This is a genomic window from Psychrobacter sp. UBA3962, assembly GCF_002385225.1.
Taxonomy (GTDB): Bacteria; Pseudomonadota; Gammaproteobacteria; order Pseudomonadales; family Moraxellaceae; genus Psychrobacter.
Genome location: NZ_DGDC01000022.1, coordinates 72,728 through 85,341 on the forward strand (window position 1 = coordinate 72,728; position 12,614 = coordinate 85,341).

A 12,614-nucleotide genomic window follows, 5' to 3' on the forward strand; every position below is an offset into this window, starting at 1 on the left:
GCTTTTTTGATGGAAATATTCGTCTAATAAAACAGATTAGTAATCTTATATCTGATAATAAAACCCTAATTAAGGAAATAATCCCTATGTCACAACCAAAATTCGCCCCACAAGTTGCTGTGTCAGCCACCTATATGCGTGGCGGCACCTCAAAAGGTATATTTTTCAATCTAAATGATCTGCCTGAGCGCTGCCAACAGCCTGGTCAAGCCAGAGATAATTTCCTGCTTCGTGTTATTGGTAGCCCAGACCCTTATGGCAAACAAATCGATGGCTTAGGTAATGGTTCATCGAGCACCTCAAAAACCGTTATTTTATCTAAATCCGATAAAGACGATCATGATGTTAACTATCTGTTTGGCCAAGTAAACATTGCCAAGCCTATGATTGATTGGGCCGGCAACTGTGGCAACTTAACAGCTGCTGTAGGTGCTTGTGCCATCAATATGGGACTGGTTGATGCCGATAAAGTAGCCGCCAGTGCTGAAACGGGTATTTGTGAAGTCCATATTTGGCAACAAAATATTAGCAAAACGATTATTGCCCATGTGCCGGTCTACGTTGATGAGCAAGGGCAAGTACAAGTCCAAGAAACTGGTGATTTTGAGTTAGATGGTGTTACCTTCCCAGCCGCTGAGGTCAAAATTGAATTTATTGACCCAGTAGATGCCTCAAGTGCCATGTTCCCTACGGGTAATCTGGTTGATGACTTTGATATTTCTGGTTGCGGGCTTGAAAAAGACAGCGTTAAAGCTACTTTTATCAGCGCTGGCATCCCTACTATCTTTATGCAGGCAGCAGACTTAGGTTTTACAGGTACTGAGCTTCAAACAGATATCAATGGCAATAAAGCGCTATTGGATAAACTTGAAACCATTCGCGCCAAAGGCGGCGTCGCTATGGGTCTATTTAAAGAGGTGAGCGAGGCTGAAAAGAGCCAGCATATTCCAAAGATCGCTTGGGTCGCTCCGGCTCAAACTTACACCGCTTCAAGTGGTAAAGAGGTGAAAGCGGATGACATCGACTTAGTGGTGCGTGCCATGAGTATGGGTCAGCTACACCATGCAATGATGGGTACAGCAGCGGTGGCCATTGCCGCTGCCGCGACCACCCAAGGCACACTGGTCAACGAAGCGGCTGGTGATGGGAGCTCAAAAGAATTATCAGAAGTGCGCTTTGGCCACCCCTCGGGAACTTTACTGGTAGGTGGTAAGACTGAGCAGGTGGATGGCCGCTGGCAAGCCAAAAAAGTATCAATGAGCCGCTCTGCTCGCCGTATTATGGTGGGTCAAGTGTTTGTCCCCGGCGATAGTTTTTAGTCTAGATTTATTGAAATAAGCTTCAATAGGCGGGTAACGAGATGAGTTGCCTGCCTTTTTATTAATACAGCAATCATTTATAAGGCAGTTATAAAATAGCCAGATATAATGTAAGCTTAGATGACTAACTGCTTTAATAGGCCTATTTAATCTTATTAATTGTTAATGAAACTGTGAAATTATGAGCACTTCCCCGCGTAGAGTTCCCTTAGATAATAAACCACCTACTAAAAAATCTGAACGTGGGGCCCTACTGTGGTCGATATTAAAGCGCTTAGGTGAGTTTGCGCGGCCTTATCGAGGTCTATTTATTTTAACCTTGATATTGACCGTATTGGGCTCGTTTACTGCGCAGGTCAACGCCTTTGTGCTGCAGTACACCATTGATACTTTAACTGGTATTGTCGGCTTGCCCGATCCCTGGGTTGAAGGGCTTAAGCTTTTAACCTTGATTAGCACCATCTTGTTAGTGAAAGAGGTACTTAACGTCGTTATCACTTTTGGTCAGCGCTATTTTGGTGAGCGCATCCGTATTAATTTATCACGGGATTTATCGCAAAAAGTGGTCGATCGCATTTTGTCCTACAAAATGTCGTTTTATACCAGTGAGGAAAACGCCAGTGGTAAACTGCAAACCCGCATTGATTTAGGCGTCAGTAGCCTGACTCAGTTGGTACAAAACTTCTTTATCGACATGCTGCCACTGTTTGCCAGTGCGATTGTGTCGCTGATCATTATGTTTAACGCCAACTTTTGGGTGGGCATGGTCGGCTTAATTATTGTGCCGATTTACTTTTTTGTCAGTCAAAGACAGGCCAACCGCTTGCAAGGTTTTCGTAAGCAAATGCGCCAATACCGCGAAACCAAAAGCGGCCTGGTCATCTCGATTATTGACTCGATTACCGTAATCAAATCCTTTGTGCGGGAGCCTATTGAGTCTGAGAAGCACTGGGAAATCCAAAAAGACATGACCACCAACCAGCTACGTATTCGCAGTATTGCGTTTATGTATAATGCTGGCAAGAGCTTTATTGAGCAAATCGGGGTGGTGGTTATTATCGTCTTAACCTCTTATTTTGTACTCAATGGCCAGATGACCATTGGCGCCATTATGTTCCATATCCTACTGTTCCAAAACGTTGCTGCTCCCATTCGCGAGCTACACCGTATTTATGATCAAATTAATAATGCACTCACTTACGCTGAAGGCTTCTTTGATATTTTAGATGATGATGAGGCCATTGAAAGTGCTGGAAAAGTGGAGTGTACTGATTTAAAAGGTCATATCGAGCTAAAAAATGTCAACTTCTCCTACCCCAATGGCAAGCAAGCACTGCAAGATGTGAGCTTTGAGATTCACCCCAATCGTATTACGGCGCTTGTGGGCTTAAGTGGCGCTGGTAAAAGTACCATTATTAGCCTGCTGGTGAAGTTTTATGACCCCAGCAGCGGTACCATCTGCTTAGATGGTCATAATCTCAAGGACTACAACACTCATAATCTACGCGAACAAATTGGCTTGGTGCTACAAAAAAATCATATTTTTTCTGGAACCATTGCCGATAATATTCGTTATGGTAATATGCACGCCACCGATGCAGAGATTATTGAGGCGGCCAAGCAGGCTTCTATTCATGAACAAATTGTTGGAATGCCGGAGGGCTATGAAAGTGAGGCAAAACTACTTTCAGGCGGTCAGCAGCAGCGTATTGCGCTGGCCCGTATGTTCCTGAAAGACCCACCGATTGTGTTCTTGGATGAGCCTACCGCCAGTCTTGATGCTATTGCTACTCAGCAGATCAAGCAAAGCTTAGACTTAATCAAAAAAGACCGCACTGTGATCATTGTTTCCCACAATATCTCGCAAATTATTGATGCCGATGATTTGATCGTGATTGAAAATGGCCGTGTGGTCGAAACCGGTACCCATGATGAGCTGTATACTAAGCATGGCGCGTATTATGATATTTTTAATGCCATGTCAGACAGCTTGAATTTGGACAAAATTAGCCAAACCCTAAACAGTGAGACTAACAGCGAAAGTTAGCAAAAACGAAAGTTAAACCGCTGTACTTTTACTGACAAATAACTACTGACAAACAACCGATAAGATGTTTTTAGATGACCGTTAAATATACTATTAAAGGCTTTGATGAGCTAAGCGCCGTTGATATTTACCATATTCTTCGTGCCCGTTCTCAGGTGTTTGTGATTGAACAGCAGTGTCTTTATCAAGATATTGATGAGCTGGATTTTGATTGCATGCATCTGGTCGCTCATATGGATCAAACCCTTGTTGGCTACTGTCGTATCATACCGCCCGCAGTGGGTGGCAATGGAACCAATCCTAACCCGCGTATTGGCCGAGTATTGGTGTTGCCAGATAACAGGCATCAAGGGGTTGCTCGAGAGATGATGGTTAGAGCCATCAAATACTGTCATTCTAAATATGGCAAAAAGCCGATTCAGATTGCGGCACAGACTTATTTGATACACTTCTATCAATCTCTAGGATTCGAGCCTCTAGGTCAGCCTTATGATGAGGATGGGCTTGAACACATTGATATGATCTTAAATGTCGCTAAACGAAAAAAAGTGCCCGTGCCTGCTCTAGCCAAAGAAGTGACTGTTAAGGGTGTTTTGTCTAATTTATTATTGTTTTTGGTGGCCATTGGCATTATCGGCTTACTCTATTTGCTGATTTAATTGATTTAATTTAATACGGGCACAGGGCTACTAGTCGTTAGCCAAGATAAAAAGTAAGGACGTTATTCTAACTGGCGTTTACGTAAGGGCACAGCTTGGAAAAGCCGTGCCCTTTTTTATTAGGATATTGCGATCACATGGGTTTAGTCTTTCACCGCATTTAGTAGTATCATTACAAAATACAGATAGCCTAAATTTAGCGCTATCTTTTAGCATATGACGGAAAAAATAGCCCAATAGGAATGCCATGCTATCCAAACAAGATCAACTCACCGAATTGGTACGCAAACTTGAGACCAAAAACCATGTGTTTGCCACAGATCCTTTATTAATTACTGAGCGCCTTCAGGACGAGCAAGCCACTCCCCTCCAAAAAATACATCGCCGGGCTGAACGGATTGATAGCAATGGCAATTTAGCGGGCACCTTAAATAAGATTGATGGCCGCATTAAAGGCATTATCCTTATTATGAGTATTGCTTGGTGTGTCTCGGGCTTCTTAGGCTTATTTGCTCTATTACAGTCTAACGTGGTGAACTTTTTCTATGTCTTGGTCTGTCTGTTAGGCTTTCATACGCTTATGCTGGCTGGCTGGTTGATTTTTACCATTATTAATAGAGGCAGCCAATCGCCCAGTATTATCACCAGCTTTATTAGTCCAAAAACGCTGATTAGAGGCAAAGACGATGTCACTCAAGCTGCAGTTGAATTGTACGATGAGCAGCTACAGCACACAGGAATGCGCTGGTATTTGAGTCGCTTTAGTCATCAGCTGTGGCTGGCAACCTTAACCGGCATGCTGTTCGCGATTATTTTCCTATTGATTGTGCGTCAATATAGCTTTAGCTGGGAGTCTACTTTACTTTCAGACCAGGCATTAATGACGTTAACCCATTGGCTTGGCTGGTTACCTAGCTTGGTCGGGTTTAATGTTCCTGATGCTGAAGCTGTGGTTCAAAGTCGACTGGTTACCGATGTTATGCCCCTGTCTATCGCTAGACAATGGGCAAGCCTGTTGGTAGGCAGCTTGCTGATGTACGGCATTGTACCTCGCGCCATTGCTTGGGCTTTTTGTGCCGTGATGTTCAAACGTAAAAAAATGAAGTTGGATTTAAACCTGCCTTACTACCAAAAGATCATTAATTTTTGGCAACGTAAAGTGGTTGATAAAGATGATTTTGTAGAAAAAGTTCAGCCGGTTGCCCCCAAAGCTAAAGTCACTCAAGGGGACAAGTTAGTGGCTCTATTAGAGTACAAGCACCATGATCCTACTTGGTATCATGCAGCTGGAGAACCCTTTATCAGCAAGGTGCCTGAAGATTTTGGTATATTAGATGATAGAGAAGATATGGACCGAATGCTTCAGTATTTGGAAAGCCATAATGTACAGGTGTTAGTAGGGATTCATGCCAAAGCGCTTCCCGATCGCGGAACTATGCGTAAGTTAGACAAGCTGGCTACTCATGCCAAACAAGGGGTTATCGTCCAGCTATTACAAGATAATGATGCATTAGAGGAAGATAATTCGGCACGTAGACAACAATGGCAAACGGCCTTGGCTGAGCGAAATATCGGCTTGGTTTCTTAACAGCTGCTAGTTTATAGCCAAAAACTTATTACCTTAATAATTATAATTTGAGCAACTTATGAGCACTCAAGACAATAACAATACAACTTCTAACTCGGGCGGTTTATTTAGTGATAAGGCCTTTAATGAGGGTCCTAATGACAGACCCGTTGCTGCTGTCCCACAAACTGATATCGAAGCCATAAGCAATGGTGGCTCTTCCCAGCAACAGTCTACAACTTCCCCTGAATCGAAAACCAGTCAAAACGATGTGGCTGATAAAAGTATGTCCGACTACCTGCAAGAGGCTAGAAAAACCACAGTCTCTGAGGGTGAGCCCTTAAAATTGGCCGTTGTGGGTCATACCAATACCGGTAAAACCTCCCTACTGCGTACCTTACTGCGCGATATGTATTTTGGGGAGGTGAAAAACGAAGCAGCTACCACAAGGCACGTAGAACGGGCGTTGATTAAGGACAGTCAGACCGGTGAAAACTTAGTAGCTTTATTTGATACCCCAGGATTAGAAGATGCCTCAGGATTGATGGACTGGCTTGAGGACAATACCGCAAGTCGCCGAGACGGTATCGAACGTTTACAGCAGTTTTTAGCCAGCGACATTGCTCAAGGCGGTGAGCTAAGTAGTGATTTGGATGATTACTCTCAAGAAGCGAAAGTCATTCGTCAGCTACTCTCAAGCGACATGGCCATCTACGTTATTGATGCTAGAGAGCCGGTCTTGGGCAAATATAAAGATGAGTTGGCCATTTTATCTTGGTCAGCGATTCCAGTCATGCCGGTATTTAACTTCACGGATAGCCAAGATGCCAATATTAGTGACTGGCAAACCATGCTGGCGCGTCGCAATTTGCATATTTCAACTCGATTTGACTCTGTGGCCTTTGAGTTTGAAGATGAGATGACGCTTTGGCAAAACCTGGCAACGATGCTGACTCATCCTGAAACTTTAAATCAGCTTATTTTACGCCGCCGTGAAGACTGGATTCAATTATATGAACAAGCCAGTATTATCATTGCTCATTTCTTAATTGATGTCGCCGCCTATGTGCGAGAAATCGATGAAGATGATGATCCCATGCCGGTACTAAAAGAAATGCAAGAAGCGGTTCGTCAAAGCGAGCGCGCCATGCAAGAGAAGTTATTAAACCTATATAAGTTTTACGATAACACGGCAGTGGTTACTCCGCTTGAGCTAAGCGAATATCAGCAAGATCCTTTTGACCCAGAATTGCTTAAGAGCTATGGGATACGCACTACTTCTGGGGCTGCCGCAGGGGCGCTACTGGGTTTAGGTATTGATGCTGCCGCCTTAGGCACTACATTAGGGCTTGGCGCGGCTATCGGTGGTCTGGCAGGGGGTATTTTATCTAATACTGGTACCATTGCCGATAAGCTGGCAGGTGTTAAACGATTGTTTATCGATCCGGCTACCTTGACGCTGCTTGCTACCCGCTCTTTAGATTTACTGGCCTCCTTGCGCCATCGGGGTCATGCCGCCAACGCCGATACCCCTATTGCTGAGTTGCAGGAAACCTCTACCCCACCTTGGAACTCAAATAAATTGCCTAGCGAGCTAAAAAAAGCCCGTGGCAAGCCTCAGTGGAGTAGTTTGACTAGCGGTAAAAGTAGCCTAGCAGAAGAGTTGAGAGCCGATGCTGCTTGGTCTTTATCGGATAAATTAAAACGCTCAAGACATGAGGAAAAAGACTAATTCAGTTTAGTGAGCGCCTCTCTCCCCCGCACATCTGAAGGCTGTAAGTAAACACCATAGATAGGGTAATCAACAAAGTGGCTCTGGATATCTTTTAACAAGCTTTGCTGGCGTATTGCCCTATTTTGCCAAAACTCATCATTTTGTTCAGCCTCAATTAGCTGGTTGACCACTAGGGCGGCAGGAGCCAACTTGGCCTCCTTTAGCTGATTCACAGCGCGGCGTGTCTCCTCAATGGGCAGATTATCTGCGGTTAGCACCAATACCACCGCCGTTTTTTGTCTATCATGTAGCAGCTCACCTGCTTTTTTAAACAAATTCTTTCGAGCATTCAACACATCAACCGCTTGTTGCCATTTATCCACCGGTTTTGCGTCTTCAAACGGATTACTTAGTGCAGATTTCGTCTTTTTGGTTGCAAGATTGTCTGCTGCGCCTTTTAACTTGGCTTGCCGTCGCTGCTGAGTAAGTAGCCCATCGGTCCATGCCTCCATCATCTCTGGCAACATCAATAATCTTAAAGTGTGTCCTGTGGGCGCAGTATCAAAAATTATATGCTGATAAACCCCTTGCTCTACGCTGTCTACCAAATAGCGGCAAATGGCCTCTAGCATGGCCGCTTCTTGCGCCCCTGGAGCACTTTTTGACAGCTGCAGATGCTCTCTAATCTTCGGCATCATATCGGGGTTGGCATAACTGCTGATAGTCTTCTCGACCCTAGCAAAGTGCTCATCGATGATAAGGTCAGGGTCAAGCTCGAGCGCATCTAAATATTCAGTTAACGCCTTGGGCTTATTCTTAGCAGAACTGCTACTTAGACTCATAGCAAACACATCGCCTAAGCTATGCGCTGGATCGGTTGAGACAATTAAGGTCTTTTGCTGTTGCTCAGCAAATTTTGAGGCCAGAGCAGCGGCCGTGGTGGTTTTACCTACCCCGCCCTTACCGCCAACAAATATTATGGGTGTGTGTGACAGCTGCTGAACTAAGCTAGATAGTTTTTCCATAATTATTCTTCTTTAATTATTTTTAACTTGTTTGTGTTTGAGAGCCTCTGCTAGCAACACCCACCGTGTTGTAGTGGACAGCGCGGCATGCCCATACGTAGATGCCATTCGTGGAATTTTTCTAAAAATATAGGCTGTAATTCTAAAGTATAAAAGCTGGCAGGATTATCAATACCTAAGCTTTCTGAAAAAAGTAACAGCATAAATAGATCTTCTTCATCACGAGCCGCTCTAGCTAAGGTCTGACGGTAAGGCGCATGGTAAAACTCATTTAACCCCTCTACAAATCTACTAAATAGTGACCGCTGCTCACTCATGATCTTCTCCATCTGATATAAATTTCAATGATAGTTAATAAAATACCACATCCTATCGGTAAGTCGTCATAAAAAAACGCCAACCTAAGTCAGCGTTTCTTCACATCCTAAATCCTATAATACTGCTATTGTCTTAATTCTAGATCAGTTTAACCTCTATGTTGCTTCCATTCACGGCGTAACACAGAGAAGCTCTCAAAGGTAACCATAATAGTGGCGATTAAAATGATGATGTCCATCACGATCAATAGCCAGTTGCCCTCTAAGTAGAAACTCTTTAGCTGAAGAATTAAGGCAAATACCGCCATTAATAATAAGAAAGTCAATGGCGCTAAGGTATACCATACGGTCTTGCCTTTGCGTAATAAAATCACTGTAACAATCATCAAGGTTAAGGCAGCCATTAACTGGTTCGTTGTACCGAATAACGGCCAGATAATCATACCACCCGAACCATCGATACCACCGGCACCAAAGGCGATTAATAGACAGGTACCTACTGCCAGTAAGGTTGCGACCACACCTTTTTTCAAGGCAGGCAAGTTATAAACTTCACCAAACTCTTGGAAAATATAACGCTGTAAACGTACCCCAGTATCCATAGTGGTGCCCGCAAATAAGGCAGCCATTACCGTTAAAATAGTCTGTGATAGGACAATCTCAATTCCCATACCATTATTTAAAATAGTAGCACCACCATCAATGAAGGCACCAATTGAGCCATCACCGAATTTTTGATAGATACCTTCCCACTCTGCTAGGGTTGCAAAGCCTGCTGTAGTCGCCAATACCGCACCCAGTGCTAGTAAACCTTCCCCTACTGCACCAAAGTATCCTACAAAACGTACATCTTCTTCTTTATCAATCTGCTTAGAAGTTGTACCAGTAGAGACCAAACCATGGAAGCCAGAGATAGCACCACAAGCAATCGTTACGAATAACAAGGGCATAATTGATGGTGTGTCTACAGGCAAGTTATGGTTAAGGGCAGGCGCAACGATATCTGGTGTCGCTAGTAGTATGGCACCAAACAATAAGATTAGTCCCACGAATAACTGAAGGCCGTTAATGTAGTCTCGAGGCTGTAGAAGCATCCAAACGGGTAATAGTGAGGCAACCGCAGCATATATAAATAAGAAGATAATCCATACGGCATTATCTGGTAACCCAAACATAGTTTCAGGCAATACCACTGGTACTAGAGTGCCTATATAAATTAGAGCGTATAAGGCAATTACCCCAACAGTAGACACCAAAACCAGATTCATCTTAAAGCGATAAATACACTGACCGATGATGAAGGCGACGACTAAAGCACCCCAAACCGGGATAACTGCCGTCGGCGTTTTGATCATCATATTGGCAATGACCACCCCGAATACCGCGTTGACCATTAATAGCAGCAAGAAGATAACCACCATCATTAAGGTACGCACTCTGCCGCCCATAACCGAACCTGCAATGGAGCCAATAGACTGACCCTTATTGCGCATACTGGCCCATACAGCGGACATGTCATGGATGCCTGCCATAAAGATAGTACCGAGCACGACCCATAGTACTGCAGGTACCCAGCCCCAAATTACAGCAATAGCTGGCCCAATAATTGGCGCCGCTCCTGCAACTGAGGTAAAGTGATGCCCCCAAAGCACATATTTATTGGTTGGTACATAATCAACACCATCCTTCATACTATGGGCAGGCGTGGGTATAGAGTTATCCAACCCTAAAATATGTTTAGCGAAAAATTTAGAATAAAAGAAATAGCCAGCGAGCATGGCTAAAATGCCCAACAGCAATACGATTGCACTGTTCATACTTCACTCCTTGAAAAGCCTATATTGTTTATGGCCAGCTAAGGCTAGTAAAACAACTTAGTTTATAACTATAAAAGCTTAGTCACTTAAAGGAATCTTAGGTTAAAGAGTCAGTAATGGTATTATTTTAAGTCACTTGTCTAAACGGACTTTATTACTGAACTCTTGCTTTTGTGTAAATTAACGCATCTTATTATAGCTAATAAAAAAGCCAGTTAAATATATATTTAACTGGCTTTTGGCGACTTTTATTGAATTATCTGATTTGTTGCAAGCTTTCAAACAAGATTTTGCCTTGCTCGCTCCCCTCACCTTTGTCATAACTTGACTTTAAGTTTTCAAAATAACTCTGTAAGTCCACGCTATTTGAATTAGAAGGCATAGAAGCGCCTGCTGGTAATGCTGCAAACATAGGCGCAGAACTCGATACTTTGTTGTATCGGATCAATGCCTCTAGACGCACCCCAGACAAAAGATCACTTGACCCATAAGGCAGACTGGTACTGTTATCTACTTGGCGCTGTGCCAATTGCCAAACAATGCGCTGCTTATTGTCCAGACCATAAACATTGCGCCATAACCATTTATTCTCTGCTAATGACTCATCTTTGGTTGCATAATCAATAGCCGGCTTTTTTTCACTGGCCTTTTCATCACTATCACTCTCTATGGTTTTAACAGAGCTTAGGTCGTCTGTCTTTGTGATAAACTTCTCTTGTTTTGCTTTTTCAATAGCATTAAAAATCTTGGTGAAAATATGCTCACTACTGAAGTATTTGCGATTATTCCCTTGCTCAATGTTATTCTCTGACTGAAGCAGTTGAGGATACTTCTTTGTCATCTGATCAAATACAGTGGTTAAATACAGCTGCATACCCTCATTGTATTGTTGTTGAGTCAGATTTCGTTCAATCAAAAGCGACGCCTCATTTAAATAAGCCTGATGCTTTTCATCTGGCTTTGGAGATTGGCTTTGTAGCTGCGAGGAAGATATAAAGCGATACTGCTCTGCCGAAGCATTGGCATTCATTTTGTCTTTAGCCAATAGATGGGCCTTAAGCAAGTCTGGCAAAAAGCTTTTGGGCAAACTTCCATCATTTAGGTTAATCTTGATCCACTTGTCTTTCATATCCAAACCTAAGTTTGGATCTATAGAAGAGGATAAAATATAGGCAAAGGTCTCGGCCCATAAATATACCGCCCCTTGTCTAGCATCGATATAAATAAAGTGGCTGTTCAACATTTGCAGGTTGCGACTTTGATAAGCGAAAGTCGGCAGAATGCTTACTTTGCCCGTTGAGGCTCGATATACTCCAAAGCCAGTAATACTCGTAGGATTTAATAAATAGGCATTTAATAGTTTCGCCTTGCGGGCATCTAGCTTGGTATGGGAGTCATCATATCCTGGCAAGGCATCAGCCCTAATGTCTCCAAAGGGGCTACTAAATGATAGTGAATCATTAGTCGGCTCATCAAAGCTGTCGAAATCATCCTCTTCAACAGCTAAACTTGCTTCTACTCTATCGGCTTCAGCTCTACCTGGCTCAACACCTGCTTCGGCATTGGCCAAATCAGCTTTTGCTTGTTGTACCGCCTCTTGTAGCCACTGATCATAAGACACTTGCGAATAAGGTTGTTCTAAAGCAGCAACACACTTTTGATAAGCATGTTTGATGGCTTCTCTTTCTGTTGAATATTTGGCATCGTATATTTCAAGGCCAGCTTTCTCTACTTGCTGCAATAACTCAACATAAGCTTCATCATGAACATGCTCACAGTGATTGATGGGCACATCACTCATCGCTAACTGTTGCGGTGTGGCATTGGCAAGACGCTCTCTTCTTTGCTCATTAGAACCTAACACATTTACTTGGTAGGTATAATCACTACGACTTTGATTTTGCAATGCCTGCAATAAGGTATCTTTTGCCATTTGCGACTGTTGCTCGCTAGGTAATTGACTTATTTTAGAGATAAAAGCATTTTGATCACTGCTGGGCGCTACCTGACAGGCACTAAGCACTAAAGGGACTGCTAAAGATAATGCAGCCAGTTTGTGGTGTCTTGTATATAAGTCAGGTTTAATTGGGGTTTTCATGGAAGTCCTTAAGGCTATCAATTGTAAATTATGAGTTGAGTTATTTCGCGG

General features: G+C 43.3%; 9 protein-coding genes. 5 read left to right on the forward strand and 4 right to left on the reverse strand.

The window, feature by feature from the left end; translation table 11 throughout:
* The first annotated feature begins 86 nt into the window (after positions 1 to 86).
* From prpF to B3S92_RS06000, 5 genes are all read left to right on the forward strand, one after another.
* A complete protein-coding gene (gene prpF / locus B3S92_RS05980; RefSeq protein WP_296203796.1) occupies positions 87 to 1,319 on the forward strand; it encodes a 2-methylaconitate cis-trans isomerase PrpF in 1,233 nt (410 codons plus the stop codon).
* Between the two features lie 181 nt (positions 1,320 to 1,500).
* Entirely contained in the window at positions 1,501 to 3,366 is a 1,866-nt protein-coding gene (locus B3S92_RS05985) for an ABC transporter ATP-binding protein (RefSeq protein ID WP_296203799.1), read from the forward strand.
* Between the two features lie 74 nt (positions 3,367 to 3,440).
* Positions 3,441 to 4,025 (forward strand): GNAT family N-acetyltransferase, encoded by a 585-nt coding sequence (locus tag B3S92_RS05990; protein WP_296203801.1) that lies wholly within the window; start codon positions 3,441 to 3,443, stop codon positions 4,023 to 4,025.
* A gap of 247 nt (positions 4,026 to 4,272) precedes the next feature.
* On the forward strand, positions 4,273 to 5,613 hold the full coding sequence (locus B3S92_RS05995) for a DUF2868 domain-containing protein (RefSeq protein WP_296203804.1): 1,341 nt from the start codon (positions 4,273 to 4,275) through the stop codon (positions 5,611 to 5,613).
* A gap of 265 nt (positions 5,614 to 5,878) precedes the next feature.
* A complete protein-coding gene (locus tag B3S92_RS06000) occupies positions 5,879 to 7,324 on the forward strand; it encodes a DUF3482 domain-containing protein (RefSeq protein WP_414707000.1) in 1,446 nt (481 codons plus the stop codon).
* On the opposite strand, the gene B3S92_RS06005 is transcribed toward B3S92_RS06000, so the two are convergent.
* The 4 genes from B3S92_RS06005 to B3S92_RS06020 all read right to left on the reverse strand — a co-directional run bounded on the left by B3S92_RS06005 (position 7,321) and on the right by B3S92_RS06020 (position 12,563).
* A complete protein-coding gene (locus B3S92_RS06005) occupies positions 7,321 to 8,331 on the reverse strand; it encodes an ArsA family ATPase (protein WP_296203808.1) in 1,011 nt (336 codons plus the stop codon). The two genes, B3S92_RS06000 and B3S92_RS06005, sit on opposite strands and share 4 nt — an antisense overlap.
* A 50-nt stretch (positions 8,332 to 8,381) precedes the next feature.
* The gene (locus tag B3S92_RS06010; RefSeq protein ID WP_077450315.1) at positions 8,382 to 8,648 is read right to left on the reverse strand and encodes a cory-CC-star protein; all 267 of its coding nucleotides are present in this window, start codon (positions 8,646 to 8,648) and stop codon (positions 8,382 to 8,384) included.
* Between the two features lie 149 nt (positions 8,649 to 8,797).
* Entirely contained in the window at positions 8,798 to 10,465 is a 1,668-nt protein-coding gene (locus B3S92_RS06015; RefSeq protein ID WP_296203814.1) for a carbon starvation CstA family protein, read from the reverse strand.
* A gap of 256 nt (positions 10,466 to 10,721) precedes the next feature.
* Positions 10,722 to 12,563 carry a hypothetical protein gene (locus tag B3S92_RS06020; protein WP_296203818.1) on the reverse strand — a complete coding sequence of 614 codons (1,842 nt, stop codon included), beginning with the start codon at positions 12,561 to 12,563 and terminating at the stop codon, positions 10,722 to 10,724.
* Between the last annotated feature and the right edge of the window lie 51 nt (positions 12,564 to 12,614).